The 16,074-nt window shown below is 60.7% G+C and carries 14 protein-coding genes; all 14 read left to right on the forward strand.

The genetic code is table 11. The features are described from left to right. Window positions 1-2 precede the first annotated feature (2 nt). The 14 genes from ELS24_RS29755 to ELS24_RS29820 all read left to right on the forward strand — a co-directional run bounded on the left by ELS24_RS29755 (window position 3) and on the right by ELS24_RS29820 (window position 16,039). Window positions 3-1,094, forward strand: coding sequence for a DegT/DnrJ/EryC1/StrS family aminotransferase (locus ELS24_RS29755; RefSeq protein WP_127186121.1), 1,092 nt, complete (start codon window positions 3-5; stop codon window positions 1,092-1,094). Between the two features lie 75 nt (window positions 1,095-1,169). Beyond that, complete coding sequence (locus tag ELS24_RS29760; RefSeq protein WP_127186122.1) at window positions 1,170-2,411, forward strand: glycosyltransferase family 4 protein; 1,242 nt, start codon at window positions 1,170-1,172, stop codon at window positions 2,409-2,411. A gap of 170 nt (window positions 2,412-2,581) precedes the next feature. Then, window positions 2,582-3,754, forward strand: coding sequence for a DegT/DnrJ/EryC1/StrS family aminotransferase (locus tag ELS24_RS29765; protein ID WP_127186123.1), 1,173 nt, complete (start codon window positions 2,582-2,584; stop codon window positions 3,752-3,754). A gap of 8 nt (window positions 3,755-3,762) precedes the next feature. Then, window positions 3,763-4,356 carry a sugar transferase gene (locus tag ELS24_RS29770; RefSeq protein ID WP_127186124.1) on the forward strand — a complete coding sequence of 198 codons (594 nt, stop codon included), beginning with the start codon at window positions 3,763-3,765 and terminating at the stop codon, window positions 4,354-4,356. A 24-nt stretch (window positions 4,357-4,380) separates the two neighbouring features. Then, window positions 4,381-5,493, forward strand: coding sequence for a glycosyltransferase (locus ELS24_RS29775; protein WP_127186125.1), 1,113 nt, complete (start codon window positions 4,381-4,383; stop codon window positions 5,491-5,493). Beyond that, window positions 5,490-6,191, forward strand: coding sequence for a lipid II flippase family protein (locus ELS24_RS29780; RefSeq protein WP_127186126.1), 702 nt, complete (start codon window positions 5,490-5,492; stop codon window positions 6,189-6,191). The genes ELS24_RS29775 and ELS24_RS29780 overlap by 4 nt, the downstream gene beginning before the upstream one ends. Then, window positions 6,178-7,656 (forward strand): hypothetical protein, encoded by a 1,479-nt coding sequence (locus tag ELS24_RS29785; RefSeq protein WP_127186127.1) that lies wholly within the window; start codon window positions 6,178-6,180, stop codon window positions 7,654-7,656. Before ELS24_RS29780 ends, ELS24_RS29785 begins: the two co-directional genes overlap by 14 nt. Before the next feature lie 44 nt (window positions 7,657-7,700). Then, window positions 7,701-9,575, forward strand: coding sequence for a polysaccharide biosynthesis protein (locus ELS24_RS29790; protein ID WP_127186128.1), 1,875 nt, complete (start codon window positions 7,701-7,703; stop codon window positions 9,573-9,575). Window positions 9,576-9,927: 352 nt separating this feature from the next. Next, a complete protein-coding gene (locus ELS24_RS29795; protein WP_205736945.1) occupies window positions 9,928-10,923 on the forward strand; it encodes an NAD-dependent 4,6-dehydratase LegB in 996 nt (331 codons plus the stop codon). 10 nt (window positions 10,924-10,933) lie between these two features. Then, on the forward strand, window positions 10,934-12,121 hold the full coding sequence (locus tag ELS24_RS29800) for a LegC family aminotransferase (protein WP_127186130.1): 1,188 nt from the start codon (window positions 10,934-10,936) through the stop codon (window positions 12,119-12,121). Further along, window positions 12,118-13,287, forward strand: coding sequence for a UDP-N-acetylglucosamine 2-epimerase (gene neuC / locus ELS24_RS29805; RefSeq protein ID WP_127186131.1), 1,170 nt, complete (start codon window positions 12,118-12,120; stop codon window positions 13,285-13,287). The genes ELS24_RS29800 and neuC overlap by 4 nt, the downstream gene beginning before the upstream one ends. 1 nt (window position 13,288) lies before the next feature. Further along, entirely contained in the window at window positions 13,289-14,356 is a 1,068-nt protein-coding gene (gene neuB, locus ELS24_RS29810; protein ID WP_127186132.1) for an N-acetylneuraminate synthase, read from the forward strand. Next, entirely contained in the window at window positions 14,349-14,993 is a 645-nt protein-coding gene (locus tag ELS24_RS29815) for an acetyltransferase (protein ID WP_127186133.1), read from the forward strand. The genes neuB and ELS24_RS29815 overlap by 8 nt, the downstream gene beginning before the upstream one ends. After that, complete coding sequence (locus ELS24_RS29820; protein ID WP_100853827.1) at window positions 14,990-16,039, forward strand: nucleotidyltransferase family protein; 1,050 nt, start codon at window positions 14,990-14,992, stop codon at window positions 16,037-16,039. The genes ELS24_RS29815 and ELS24_RS29820 overlap by 4 nt, the downstream gene beginning before the upstream one ends. The last annotated feature ends 35 nt before the right edge of the window (window positions 16,040-16,074 follow it).

Here is a 16,074-nt window from a genome sequence, read left to right on the forward strand (position 1 = left end):
CCATGCAATTCATCGATCTCAAGAAGCAATATCAAGTCCTGCGTGATCCCATCAACACCCGCATCCAGCAGGTGCTGGACCACGGTCAGTACATCATGGGTCCGGAGGTCAAGGAGCTTGAGGCCGCGTTGCAGGCCTATACGGGTGCCAAACACTGCGTCACCGTCGCCTCCGGCACGGAAGCCCTGCTGATGTCGCTGATGGCGCTGGGCATCGGGGCAGGCGATGAGGTGATCACCACTTCGTTCACCTTCGTCGCCACGGCCGAAGTCATCGTGCTGCTGGGCGCCACCCCCATTTTTGTCGACGTCGAACCCGACACTTGCAATATCAAGGTCGCCGATATCGAAGCCAGGATCAGCTCGCGCACCAAGGCGATCATCCCGGTGTCCCTTTATGGGCAATGCGGTGACATGGACGAAGTCAACGCCATCGCGGCCCGGCACGGCATTGCCGTAATCGAGGACGCCGCCCAGAGCTTCGGCGCCACGTACAAGGGCAGGAAAAGCGGCAACCTGTCGACGATTGGCTGCACCAGCTTCTTTCCCAGCAAGCCGCTAGGCTGCTATGGCGACGGCGGCGCGATTTTCACCAATGACGACGCGCTGGCGCAGGCATGCCGGGAGATTCGCGTCCACGGGCAATCAGCCCGCTACTACCATACCCGGGTCGGGGTGGGCGGCCGCATGGATACCCTGCAGTGCGCTGTCGTGCTCGCCAAGCTGGAGCGCTTTGGCTGGGAAGTGGAACAACGGATCCGGATCGGCGCGCGCTATCAGGCCCTGTTCGCTGATGTGCCCAACGTGCGGACCGTCACCGTCCGGCCCGACCGCGACAGCGTCTGGGCCCAGTTCACGATCATGGTGCAGGATCGCGATGGCATCATTGCCGCGCTGAAGGCGGCGGACATCCCTACCGCCATCCACTATCCGCGTCCGATCCACACACAGCCGGCTTACAGCCGGTACGCGGATGGGTCCACCCCGGTCTCTGAAATGCTGGCGAGCCAAGTGCTCAGCCTGCCCATGCATCCCGACCTGGACGCGGAGACGCAGAACCATATCGTCCAAACGGTCATGCAGGCCGCTCGCTGACACCATGGCGCCTTCGTACTCCCCGGTTTGCCCTATGGCAGGAAACAGCGGAGCGGCGGCGCCACACGCCACCCAATGAATATTCTCCTGATCAATCACTATGCCGGGTCGCCGCGCCATGGCATGGAATTCCGGCCCTACTACCTGGCTCGGGAATGGATCGCGCAAGGTCACCGTGTCACGATCGTGGCAAGCAGCGTGTCCCATATCAGACAGCGTAGCCCGGAGTTCAACGGTCCAACGCATGCCGAGACCCTCGACGGCGTGGACTATCTCTGGCTGCGCACACGTCCCTATCGGGGCAATGGCGCGGCTCGCTTGCTGAACATGCTGCAGTTCACCGGCTTGCTCTACCGACACGCCAAGGCCTTGGCGGCCGAGCGGCCGGACGTCGTGATCGCCTCTTCGACCTATCCCTACGACATCTGGCCCGCTCGCCATATCGCCCGGCGTGCCGGCGCCAAGCTCGTGTACGAATTGCACGATGTCTGGCCGCTGACCCCGCAGATGCTCGGCGGCTTCTCGAAATGGCATCCAATGATTTTCTCGATGCAATGCGCCGAGAACTACGCCTACGCCCATGCAGATAAAGCGGTCTCGTTACTGCCGGGCACCGAAGCCCATATGCGCGACCATGGCTTGCGCGGCGACAAGTTCGTCTACATCCCCAATGGCATTGACCCAGGCGCTGCTCCCACGCCAGTACCCGATGCAATCCGCACGCAAATTGCACAGTTCCGCGAGAAATTTGAAACTCTTTGCATCTACGCGGGCGGACATGCGGTCTCAAACGCGCTGGATCCCTTTATTGAAGCGGCCGGCCGCCCTAGTGCGCAAAATATAGGACTGGTACTAGTGGGAAATGGGGCCGAAAAGGATAGACTGCAACGCAAAGCGCGCCAGCTGGGATTGGCCAATGTGCAATTCCTGGATCCCATCCCCAAGACGGCAGTGCCGTCCCTGCTGGCCCTGGGAGACATGGCGTACATTGGCTGGCGTGACAGTCCGCTGTACGCCCAGGGGATGAGTCCCAACAAGTTGTTCGATTACATGATGGCGGGATTGCCGGTGGTCCACTCCACCAGCTCACCTTACGATATCGTGCAGGACGCAGGCTGCGGTATCAGTGTCCCGGCCGAAGACGTGGACGGAATCGCCAACGCGCTTGGCAGGCTCGCAGGCATGACTGCGGATCAACGACGCCAGCTGGGCGAAAATGGCCGTGGCTTCGTCCAATCGCACCACGCCTACCCAACCCTGGCTGCCAGATTCTTGCAAGCGCTGGGGCCCGCGCCGCGTCAGCAGAAAGAGGTCTGAATTCCTAAACCGCGTACTATCTGCCCCTGGGCTGAGATGCACATGAGAAAATTCCTTGGTTTTTCGCCCCTGTTCCCAAGACAGATGCGTGACTCATCAAAAATCAATAAGCTGGCTTGCGTTCGTGAATACGCGCCGGCATCACATCGCAGTATTGTGTCTGGCCAGCCATGAATCCATTTATCCCTTTCGCCCTGCCCGATATCGGGGACGAAGAAATCGAAGCCGTCACCAAAGCCATGCAATCCGGCTGGTTGACCACCGGCCCGAACGCGCGTGAATTCGAAATCGAATTCGCGCGCTATCTCGGTGGCGACGTGGAAGCAGTGGCCGTCAACTCCGCAACAGCGGGCCTGCATCTCGCTCTGGAAGCCATCGGTGTCGGCGAAGGGCATGAAGTCATCACGCCGTCACATACCTTCACCGCGACGGCCGAGGTCGCGCGCTATCTGGGCGCCGAGCCCGTGTTGGTCGATATCGACCCCGAAACGTTGTGCATTTCGCCCGCGGCCATCGAGCGCGCGATCACGCCCAAAACCCGGGCGATCATTCCGGTCCACTACGGCGGCCTGTCCTGTGACATGGACAGCATCCTGGCAATCGCGCGCAAGCATAATCTTCGCGTCATCGAAGACGCCGCGCATGCTCTGCCCACCACTTGGCAAGGCGACAAGATCGGCACGCTGGCCAGTGACCTGACCGTCTACAGTTTCTACGCCACCAAAACGCTGGCCACTGGCGAAGGTGGCATGGTGATCACGCGCGACCCGGCACTGGCCAAGCGCTGTCGCGTCATGCGCTTGCACGGTATCGACCGCGACGCCTTTGATCGCTACACGTCCAACCAGCCCAGTTGGTACTACGAAATCGTTGCGCCCGGCTTCAAGTACAACTTGCCGGACACCGCCGCGGCCATGGGACGGGTGCAACTGCGCAGGCTGCACGAGATGCAGGCCCGGCGCGCGAATATCGCCGACGCCTACAACACGGCGTTCGCTGATTTGCCGCTGACATTGCCCCCGCGTCCGGGCAATGCGGACATGCCGCATGCCGCTACCGACCTGCATGCCTGGCACCTGTATGTCGTGCGCCTGCACGACCAGAATCCAGCCCATCGCGACCAGTTCATCGCCAAGATGGCCGAAATAGGCATTGGCTGCAGCGTCCACTACGTGCCGTTGCACCTGCAACCCTACTGGCGCGACCGCTACGACCTGACCCCCGAGATGTACCCGCAATCGCAAGCGGCGTTCAACTCCATGGTCAGCCTGCCGATCTACTCGAAGATGACCGACGCCGATGTGGCGCGCGTTATTGAATCGGTGAAAGCCCTATTGTTCTAGGACGCTGGATGCTAAAGCGTCTTTTCGATATCTGCTGTTCGGCGTTGGGCCTGCTGGTGCTGCTGCCCTTCCTGGCCGTGCTCGCCATCGCGATCAAGCTGGACAGCCCCGGCCCGGTCTTCTTCCGGCAGGAACGCGTGGGACGCCGTGGTGTTCCGTTCCAGATCCACAAGCTGCGCAGCATGCAGGTACGGCAATCCGGCATCGACCGCCAGATCACCGTTGGCGCCGACGACCGCATCACCCGCGTAGGGAAGCTGATCCGCCAATGGAAACTCGATGAACTGGTGCAACTGATCGACGTACTCAGAGGCGACATGAGCCTGGTCGGGCCCCGGCCGGAAGTCCCGCGCTATGTCGCGATGTATCCAGTCGAGACGCGCGATGAGATCCTGTCGGTCAGGCCAGGCATCACTGACTTGGCCTCGATCCACTTCCGCAACGAAAGCAAAATCCTCGCCCAGTCGACAGATCCCGAGCGTGCCTACCTGGAAGTCATCCTGCCGGAAAAACTCAAACTGCAACAGCAATACGTGCGAACCCGCAGCTTCACGGGTGATCTTGGAATTCTCCTCAAGACCGCTGCCGCAATCTTCCATTGAGCCAATACCTCGAGCATACGCAACATGAAAATCGCGCTCCTGGGACCCGCGCACAGCATCCACACGATTCGGTGGGCCAATGGCCTGGCGAACCGAGGCGTGGACACGCACGTTCTGTCGCTCACCAGCCAGGATGACGCCTACAATCCGCGCGTGTCGTTGCACCGTCTGCCCTGGGGTCCGCCGCAGGGCTATCTGCTGGCGGCTCCTGCGTTGCGTCGCACGCTGCGCGAGATTGGCCCCGATCTGCTGAATACCCACTATGCCACGGGCTACGGCACCCTTGCTCGGCTGGCCGGTTTCACGCCCTCGCTGCTGTCCGCCTGGGGTAGCGATATCTACGCCTTTCCGTACAAGAGCGGCCTGCATCGCCGTGTCTTGCGCGGCAATCTGGACCGGGCCACCGCGGTAGCGGTCACCGGGCAGGCAATGGCCCGGCAGGTGCGTCAATTCACCGACCGGCCCGTGCATATCACCCCGTTCGGAATCGATACCGAGTGCTTTTCGCCAGCGCCGACGCCCCGGCCCGACAACGCCGGCCCCATCGTCATCGGCACGGTGAAGGGCCTGGAAACCACGTACGGCATCGATATCCTGCTGCAAGCGTTCGCTCAACTCCTCTCCACCCTCGAAGCCGATGCCTCTGCGGCCGCTAGCCGGCTGCTCCTCAAGATTTACGGTTCTGGCTCCCAGGCGCAGGCACTGCAGGCCATGGCCACCGAACTCGGCATCGCCGATCGCACCCAATTCCTCGGTCATATCGCCCACAGTGACGTCCCAGCCGCCCTGCGGGATCTGGACGTCTACGTGGCGTTGAGCCGGATGGACAGCTTTGGCGTGGCGATTCTCGAAGCATGCGCCTGTAGCATCCCGGTGCTGGTCTCGGATGCCGATGGCCCCGCCGAGATCGTGGTCGACGGCGTGACGGGCTATGTCGTACCCCGGCTGGATGCCGGCGCCGCCGCGACGCGGCTCCGGCAACTGGTGGCGGATCCGGCGCTGCGCCGGCAGTTAGGCGAGGCCGGCCGCGCACATGTCCAAATGCACTATTCTTGGCAGGCCAGTCTCGACAGCATGCTCGGCGCCTATCAAAACACGTTGCGGCAATACCGCAATACCGACGCAGGCACGCCATGACCTTCCTTCCCTATCTGGTCATTGCTAGCTACGCCAGCATCCACTTGCTGGAATATCTCAGTTATTACGCCCGCGTGGCGGGTCGCGTCGCCGGCAAACCCGTGACCGGCTATGCCATCCAGAACGCCACCACCACCGTTACCCGCTTCTTTTATCTAGCACTCCTACCCCTGCTGGGATTCATGGTGGACCGGCAGGTGCCTATATCGCTGTACATCAAGATGTGCCTAGGCGCGCTGATCTGCGCCTCCCTGCTGTCCTTGGCGGCGCGTTCCATGCGTTATGCATGGATTCGCCTACTTGCCAATTTCGTGCTACGCCGCGCTGGCCAGCCCCTCCTGAGCGCCGCGCAGATCCGCGCGCAACTGGACGTTCCATCCAATCTGAAACTGCGCAAGATCGTTGTGCTGGCCGCTGCGGTGTTCCTCTGCTACAGCCTGGGCGTACTGCTTTCGTACTTCTTCGCACTGGTTTTCCACGATTACCGGAGCACCATTTCACAACTATCCGGCATCATCAATGGCGCCGCCACGGTGCTGCTGACCTTCATCCTGGAGCCGAGGGTGGCGCGCATTGTCGACGACCATGCCACCGCCGATGTCTACCACGCCGTCCAGGCGATGCTGACGGGCCGGCTGATCGCAATCGGGCTGATCGCCCCGGTGCTTTTCCTCGGAATCAGCTATGGCTTCGCCTGACACTGAGCCCATACGCGTTTTCCGGCATCCTGCCACCATCGCCACATTTTCCTTCCTGCTGGCCTTCGCCGGCTCGTCCATACACCTGCTCGAGCCGCTGCGCCCGTTCCACTGGGGAGCCGGGCTGATCGTGGTGCTGTTCGCGATCAATCCCGAGTGGCGGCGCACGCTGGCGCAGACCCGCTCACGCATGGTGGTTGCCGTAGGAGGCGGCTTGATCCTGGCGTCATCCCTCTGGATGGTCGATTCGGGTCGCTACCTCAATTACGCTCTTTTCTTCACCATCGGCGCACTCTATATGGTGCTCGCGGAGACCATGGTTCGGCGGGGCATAGCTTTCGAACGCTGGTTTGTACCATTAGCGATCTACTGGTTCGTGACCGCCCTCTTCCCGATTTTCGATACATGGACCAACTCCACCCTGTTCCGGGACAGTCTGCCCATTACCGGTGGCGTCTGGTACAACATCAACGACATGGCGACGGCGCTGGTATTTGCGTGCGTGATCTGGATGCTGAGCCGGCGCCGCCTGCCCTGGTTCCTGTTTGCCGCGGCCTGGGTTTACGCCCTCGGCCTTAATCGACGCGCCGATGTGCTGGCGCTGGCCATTCTGGGATTGGGCTACTTGCTAATGGGGCTGAAAAACGTCATACCGCGGCTGCGCTTCGTGCTCGCCTGGGTGGCGGCCAGCGCGGCTGGCATGGCGCTGCACGGCGGCACCTTCTATATCGGGGCACTGCCCTCTCTGGTCCAGGAACCGCCCTTCCATCAATGCACCAACGTGCCGGCGGACGCCGTTCCTCTGGGCATGATCGCCGCGCAGTGCGTGCGCCCGCCTCCTGGAGTCGGCTCGGCCGATTGGCCGCCGCCGGTACCGCACGCGCCGCCGCTTCCGGCTACGCCAACCCCGGCCCCCTCCGCTGCGGCAGTACCGGGTGTGCCCGCCGGGCCAGCAGCCGCCGCGCCGGTCGCGCCCATCATCCCCTCCCCGCCCGCCACAGGCGCCACGGCATCGGCTGAGTCCATGGCCGCGCCGCCGATGCCACCCGCGGCAACGCCCACTACAACGGATGTCGTAGCCCATGGCGGTGACGTGTCGTCCGCCATCCGCAGCAAGATCCTGTATGAGATGTACGAGACGGCGCAGCACATGTCCTGGTGGAAATGGTTCACCGGCCTGGGTGTGGGGCAACTGAATGTGACCTGGCCGCTCGACAACCGCGCTTGGGCGTCGCCGCATTTCTTTTGGCTGGAAATGTTCTTTTTCTTCGGCTTGCCTTGGATCTTTTTCATCGGCTGGCTGTTATGGCGCGCCGACCGCTTTGGCCGTCTGGCGCTGATCGTGGTGTGCGCGGCCGGCATCGCGCCGAGTTCACTGGTATATTTCCAGCCCTTTTGGTTCCTTCTGGGCGTAGTACTGGCCACTCTTCCCAAGCGTCCGGATGACCTGGACAACCACGCCTGATCGCCAAAGGCGGAGCCGACCTCTTTTCAGCAACACGACATAACATGGTGCTTCCCTACGCGTTCAGGCGGATTTTCGTGAATCTGCCGCGGCCCGCGAAACAATTGCTGTCCGTGGCAGTTGACGCCGCCATCCTGTTGGCCGCGTTCCACCTGGCATTGTGGTTGCGCTTCGAATTGTTCTTCCTCACGCCACAATATCTGCTGCTGTCGGTCGTTGCCTGTGGCGGGGGCATAGTGGCAATGGCGGCGCTGGGCGTCTACTACTACATCCTGCGCTACATGAGCGAGCGCGTGATTCTGTCGATAGTCGGCGGCGTACTTGTATCGGTGATGGTCGTCACGGCGGCCAATACCTTCTTGCACATTTCCTCGGGCCTGTCGCGCGGTGTACTCGTCATATACGCCTCGCTAGCACTGGCTGGCTTGCTGGCCACCCGCTATGCCGCGCGCCGAGCGCTTTTCCCGAATGACGCCCGCGTCACCGCGGAACGTGAGCCCGTGCTGATCTACGGCGCGGGTGGCGCGGGGTCGCAACTCGCGGTCACATTGCGGGCGGGACCACATTACTATCCAGTCGCAATGCTGGACGACAATCCCAAAAAGCACCGGCTGATGGTGGCAGGTCTTCGGGTACACGCACCGTCGCAGTTGGAACGCCTCGTCACCAAACATAACGCAAGGCAGTTGCTGATCGCGATGCCGTCGGCCTCGCGGCCGCGGATCCGCTCCATTGTGGAGATGGCCGAACCCTACCATCTACGCATCCGCCTCGTCCCCAGCATGAAGGAACTGATCGAACCATCCAACGGCGTACGTCTGCGCGACGTCCAGGTGGAGGATCTACTCGGCCGCGACCCCGTGGCGCCCATCGGACAATTGCTGGGGCGATGCGTCACTGACCGTATCGTTATGGTCACGGGAGCTGGCGGCTCCATAGGTTCGGAACTGTGCCGCCAGATTGTGGCGCTGCAGCCACGTAAACTGATTCTTTTCGAAGTTTCTGAAGCGGCGCTATATAACATCGAGCAGGATATTTCTCGCCTGGTCAAAAAAGAGGAATGCGAAATAATCGCAACGCTGGGCTCAGTACGTGACAGGGAATACTGCCTGGACTTAATGCGGCGCCATTCGGTGGAAACCATCTACCATGCTGCCGCATACAAACATGTTCCGATCGTCGAAACTAATATCTCCGAAGGATTGCGCACCAACACTTTCGGCACATTGATGCTTACCCAGGCTGCGATTGCAGCAGGAGTAAAGGATTTCGTGCTGATTTCCACCGACAAGGCCGTACGACCGACCAATGTCATGGGTGCCTCCAAACGCATGGCAGAACTGGTCCTGCAGGCCCAGGCGCAGATTCAGGACGCCACGCGCTTTTCGATGGTCCGGTTCGGCAATGTGCTGGGCAGCTCGGGCAGCGTGGTGCCCCTATTCCGCAAGCAGATCCTAGCCGGCGGGCCCATCACTCTGACCCATCCCGACATCACCCGCTATTTCATGACGATTCCTGAGGCGGCCCAATTGGTGCTGCAAGCGGGCGCCATGGGGGGATCAGGCACGGTGATGGTGTTGGATATGGGCGCTCCTGTACGCATCCAGGAACTGGCCGAGCGGATGATCCGTCTCTATGGCCTCACGGTAAAGAGTCCAGAACAACCCGACGGGGACATCGAAATCCGCATTACCGGTCTGCGCCCTGGCGAGAAGCTCTACGAAGAGCTACTTATCGGCGACAACGTTCAGGAAACGCCACATCCCCGCATCATGAAGGCAACCGAGTCGTGTTTTTCCCATACCGAGCTCATGACGCAACTGACCGCCCTGGACGCCGCGTTGACGGCGTGCGACCACGCTCGGATTCTTCAGCTTTTGCGCCAAATCGTCAGCGAATATTCGCCGGCGCAACACTGACAGCGTGAACCACGCGCAGTTAGTGCGAAAATCGCCTGTCAAGCGATGTTTTGACTCTACTGGCAACAGAACTCAGCACCTTCATCAGTGCCCGGCGGTGGCAAAGCCGGTAAACTAATGCCAGTGAAAATCCGGTAGAAATTTCGCATAGCGTGGTTGCCGCTCGAGCCCCAGGCTATGAGAATTTTCTATAAATAGCTTGATTCTATTGGTCTCTCGAAATCCGCATCGTATTAATGAGAATTATTAACGATACGTTTAACGAGAAACTTCGTTCGGGTTCTGGCTGGTTTCAACCCGCGGAATCCATTAATCATTTGTCAGTCTGAAATAAAGACATCAGGGAGTTATCTTGAAAGTACTCGTCACGGGCGCGGACGGTTTTATCGGCTCTCATCTTACTGAAACCCTAATCGCTCGGGGCTACGACGTCCGTGCTTTCACGCTGTATAACTCATTCAATTCCTGGGGTTGGCTGGACCAGAGTCCGAAACACATTCGCGAGAAACTCGACGTTTTTTCAGGCGATATCCGCGATCCCCACGGCGTTAAGGCAGCGATGCAAGGCTGTGACGCGGTATTGCATCTGGCGGCCTTGATTGCCATTCCATTTTCTTACCATTCGCCGGACACGTACGTCGATACCAACGTCAAGGGCACGCTGAACGTGCTGCAGGCCGCACGCGAACTCGGTATTAAACGGGTCATCCACACATCGACCAGTGAAGTGTATGGCACGGCACGTTTCGTTCCTATTACTGAAGAACATCCTCTACAAGGACAATCGCCCTATTCGGCCTCAAAGATCGGCGCGGACCAACTGGCCTACTCGTTCCATGCCTCGTTCGACCTGCCGGTCGTGATCGCCCGGCCGTTCAATACTTACGGTCCGCGCCAGTCCGCCCGCGCCGTGATTCCGACGATCATTACGCAGATTGCCAACGGGCAACGCCAGATCAAACTGGGCGCGGTATCGCCGACCCGCGATTTCAACTTCGTTAAAGATACGGTTTCCGGCTTTATCGCCGCACTGGAAGGCACTGGTGGCCTGGGCGAGGTGGTCAACTTCGGCAGCAATTTCGAAATCTCCATCGGTGATACCGCGAAGCTGATCGCCGAAGTCATGGGCAAGGAAATCGAAATCGTCACCGACGAAGCGCGCCTGCGCCCCGAGAACTCCGAGGTGGAGCGACTCTGGGCCGCCAACGCCAAGGCCAAGGCGCTGTTCAACTGGGAACCATCCTATGGCGGCCGCGACGGCTTCAAGCGCGGCCTGGAAGAAACCGCCGAATGGTTCCGAAACCCGGCCAACCTGGCTGCATACAAAGCTGACCGCTACAACATCTAAGCAGCACGCCATGTCCGAAAAACACTATTCGCTTGAACAGCAACTGCTTGCCGGCCTGCACCAGGTTCTCGGCAAGCCCGAATCGCTTGTTGCGTTGCACGAGCCCGAATTCCGCGGCAATGAGTGGTCGTACGTCAAAGAGTGCATCGATACCGGCTGGGTGTCTTCGGTCGGCAAATACGTTGATGAATTCGAACGCCGCTTGGCGGAGGTCACAGGCGCCAAGCACGCCGTAGCCATTGTCAACGGCACGGCCGCGCTGCAAATCGCCTTGAACCTGGCTGGCGTCAAACCAGGCGACGAAGTGATCATCCCGGCGCTGTCTTTCGTCGGCACCGCCAATTCGGTCTCGCACTGCCAGGCCATCCCGCATTTCGTCGACAGCAACATGGACAGTCTCGGGCTTGATCCCGAGCTACTGGAGGCGCATTTTGAACGCATCGGCGAACACACACCCGGCGGCCTGCTCAATCGGCTGACGGGCCGCCGCATCGCAGCGATTGTGCCGATGCACGCTTTCGGCTTCGCCGTCGATCTGGACCGGCTGATGGCCGTGGCACGCCGCTTCGGCGTGCCCATCGTGGAAGACGCGGCCGAATCGCTCGGGACGACCTACAAGGGCCGTCATACGGGCACCTTTGGCGACCTGGGCATCCTGAGCTTCAATGGCAACAAGGTGATCACCACGGGCGGCGGCGGCGCCATCATTACCAATGATTCCGAACTGGCACGGCGCGCCAAGTACCTGACCACGACCGCCAAACGTCCGCATCGCTGGGAATTCTTCCATGACGAGGTCGCCTACAACTACCGCCTCCCCAACTTGAACGCCGCGTTGGGCTGCGCCCAACTGGAATTGCTGCCCGAATTCTTGCAGCGCAAACGTGTCCTGGCAGACAACTATCGTCAAAGCTTCGAAGCCACACCTGACATCGCATTCGTCTCCGAGCAGGCGGATTGCCACAGTAACTACTGGCTGAACGTAGTGCGCTTGAGAACGCCGGATATCGAAGCCCGCAATCGCTTGCTGGACGTTTCGAATGAAGCCGGTTTCCAGTGCCGCCCCGCCTGGACGCTTCTGCACAAGCTGCCCATGTACACCGAATGCCCACGTGCCGAACTGCCGGTTGCGCTGGCGCTCGAAGCCAGCCTGATCAATATTCCCAGCAGCCCCAAGCTCTCCGGAAAGCGCGCATGACGCACGCACGCACCGTCTGCGTTGTCACCGGCTCGCGGGCCGAGTACGGTCTGCTCAGCAGCACCCTGCGGGCGATTGACGCTGATCCCGCTCTGGCATTGCAGATCATCGCCACCGGCATGCACCTGTCGCCCGAATTCGGGCAAACCGTCCGGCAAATCGAAGCGGACGGTTTCACCGTGGATGCGAGAGTCGACATGCTGATCTCGGCCGATACGGAAGTCGCGGTCACGAAATCGCTCGGCCTTGGCGTGATTGGCTTTGCCGATGCGTACGAGCGGTTGGCGCCGGACATCGTGCTCGTACTTGGAGACCGTTTCGAGATCTTGGCCGCAGCGCAGGCCGCTCTGTTGGCTCGGATTCCGCTGGCCCATATACATGGCGGGGAAATCTCCGAAGGCGCCTTCGACGAGGCGATTCGGCATGCGATCACCAAAATGGCGCAATGGCATTTCGTGGCTGCCGAACCGTATCGCAAACGTGTGGTACAGCTCGGTGAAGCACCCGAACGCGTCTTCAATGTGGGGGCGCCTGGGCTGGACTATTTGTCGCAGCAGACGTGGATGTCGCCTCCAGAGCTGGCCGAATCGCTCGAGTTCCCCCTGAGGTCGCCGTTATTCCTCATTACCTACCATCCGGTGACGCTGTCCGGCAAATCCCCCGTGGGTCCCATGCAGGAACTGCTGGGGGCGCTGGAGGAATTTCCCCAGGCCACGCTGATCTTCACTTATCCGAATGCTGATACCGGTGGCCGCGCGTTGATCCAGTGCATCGACGACTTCGTTGCCAGGCACGCTGAACGCGCCAAGGCATTCGTGTCCCTGGGACAAAAACGCTACTTGAACCTGATGCGGCTGGCGGATCTTGTACTTGGCAATTCCTCAAGCGGATTGACCGAAGCCCCCGCCCTGCGCAGGCCGACGGTAAACATCGGTGATCGGCAAAATGGCCGCCTTAAGGCGGCCTCCGTGATTGACGTGCCCGAAAGCCGGGGCGATATCGTCGCCGCCATCCGACAAGCGTTATCACCAGTCTTCCAGGAAACCCTGCGCACCACCGAGTCGCTGTATGGCTCCGGCAATGCTGCGGCGGCGATTGTGGCTCAACTCAAACAGTCGCTGCCCGACATCCGGAAGCGTTTTTTCGATATAACGCACGGAAACTGACATGAAGACATTTATCATTGCCGAAGCGGGAGTGAACCACAATGGTTCGCTCGATATGGCAATACAGCTAATCGACGCCGCCGCGTCGGCCGGCGCCGACGCAGTCAAGTTCCAAACCTTCCGCGCCGCGCAACTGGCCTCGAAGGTGGCTCCCAAGGCGCACTATCAGACACGCACCACATCCAGCGCGGAAAGCCAGTTCGACATGCTTAAGAAGCTCGAACTTGACGAAGCCGCACACCTGAAACTGATTGCCCACGCCAAAACCCGCGGCATCGAGTTCCTCTCGACGCCGTTCGACAGCACCACCCTTGATCTCCTGACCGGTCGCTTAGGCCTGACCACCATTAAGGTTTCGTCCGGCGATATCACCAACGCGCCCTTCCTTCTGGAAATCGCCCGCGCCTCGCAACGCGTCATCCTCTCGACGGGTATGTGCGCCTTGTCCGAGGTCGAAGCCGCGTTGGGCGTGCTGGCGTTCGGCTTCGTCGCAGCAGTCGATGCCCCGCCCGGACCGGCGGCTTTCGACGCGGCATACGCCTCCGACGCCGGCCAAGCCGCCCTAAAGGCACGCGTCGCGGTCCTGCATTGCACCACCGAATATCCCGCGCCCATTGCCGAAGTGAATCTGCGCGCCGTCGAAACACTCAGGGCTGCATTCGGCCTGGAAACCGGCTATTCCGACCACACCGTCGGCATCCACATCCCGATCGCCGCCGTGGCGCGTGGGTCGACCATCATAGAAAAACACTTCACACTCAATCGCGAGTTGCCGGGCCCCGACCACAAGGCGTCGCTAGAACCCACTGAGCTGACCGCGATGGTTTCGGCCATCCGGGATATCGAAGTCTGTCTGGGCGACGGCATCAAGCGCCCAACGGCTTCCGAATCCCGCAATAAGATCGTTGCACGCAAGAGCTTGGTGCTGGCCCGGAACGTGGCAGCTGGAGAACCGCTGGCGCTGGCCTGCAAGCGCCCCGGCAACGGAGTGTCGCCGTATCTCTACTGGCAGTTGTCCGGTACTCCTGCTAACCGCCAATATGCCGCGGACGAGATCCTGGATGCGTGAGTTGCCCATCATCATTGTTGGCGCAGGTGGACACGGACGCGTGGTCGCGGACGCGCTGCAGGCTGCGGGACGACCGGTGCTCGGCTTCACCGACAACGATCCTGCCGCCTGGGGCACGACGCGCTGCGGCGCTCCGGTTCTAGGCAATGATGACGTGCTGAAAAGGCATGAACCGCAATCCGTGCTGCTGGCAAACGGCCTGGGCACGACCCGCGTCTCGACGCTGCGGCGCGACGTATTCCTGAAATTCAAGGCGCAAGGCTATCGCTTCGCCACTATCGTGCACCCCAGCGCCACCGTCTCCGAACACGCCTCGATCGGTGAAGGCTGCCAGGTCATGGCACGCGCGGTGGTCCAGGTGGGCGCGACCGTCGCCGCCAATACGATTATCAATACGGGCACGATTGTCGACCATGACTGCACGATCGGCGTACATAGCCACCTGGCGACCGGCGCGACTCTCTCGGGCGGCGTTACAGTCGGCGAAAACTGCCATATCGGCGCTGGTGCCACCATCATTCAAGGTGTGTCCCTGGGCGATCATTGCCTGGTCGCCGCGGGCGCCGTGGTTGTGCGCGATGCCGCTACGCGGTCCCGGCTAGCTGGCGTGCCCGCAAGACCAATGGAAAAGACATGAAAAACTGGAAGACCCTGCTGGTGCAACCCAGCACCCCGATCCGCGAAGCAATGTTAAAGATCGACGCGGCTGGCGCCCAACTTGCCATTGTCGTGGACGACGACGGCAAGTTGCTGGGCACCCTTTCGGACGGCGACATCCGCCGCGGTTTTCTCAAGGGTCTGTCCCTGCCCGACACGGTCGACAAGTGCATGAACCGCACCCCCCACGCTGTCAGCGCCGCTGACAGCCGGGACGTCAGCGTGGCGCTCATGCGCCGGCTGAAGCTGCACCAGATGCCCATCGTCGACAACGCCCAACGTGTTGTCGGCCTGGAGGTGCTGGACGACTATCTGCTGCCTGCCTGCCGCGAGAACTGGGTGGTATTGATGGCCGGCGGCCTGGGAACGCGATTGGGCGAACTGACCAAATCCACCCCCAAGCCGATGCTGAAGGTGGGCGATAAGCCGTTACTGGAAACCATCGTCCGCAACTTTCTGGACCAGGGCTTCAAGAACTTCTATTTCGCGGTAAATTACATGGCCGAAGTCATTGAAGACCACTTCGGCGATGGCGAGAAGTTCGGTGCGCAGATTCGCTACCTGCGCGAGAACAAGCGCCTGGGTACCGCCGGCGCGCTCAGCCTGATCCCCGAGATGCCCACCGAACCGCTGATCGTGGCCAACGGTGACCTGTTGGCCGATATCGATTATTCGCACATGCTCGATATGCATGTGGACACCGAAGCGGTAGCGACCATGGGCGTCAGCGAATATGAATTCCAGATTCCCTATGGCGTAGTGCACGAGCAGGGTGGTGATATTTCGCATATCGAGGAAAAGCCGGCCCACAAGTCGCTGATCAGCGCTGGCATCTACGTCCTGTCGCCGGCCGCACTCGAATTGGTGCCGAAAGACCAGTTCTTCGACATGCCCACGCTGTTCGAACAAATGATCGACCACAAGATGCGGTCGCGCGTATATCAAGTCCATGGTTATTGGCTTGATATCGGGCGGCTGCCTGACTACCAAAAGGCGAACTCGGATATCAGCCGGGTTTTTCAGTAACACCGAGCTTTATTTTCCCGACTAGACATCGGAAG

Origin of the sequence: Achromobacter spanius (assembly GCF_003994415.1) — a bacterium.
Lineage (GTDB): Bacteria > Pseudomonadota > Gammaproteobacteria > Burkholderiales > Burkholderiaceae_B > Achromobacter > Achromobacter spanius_C.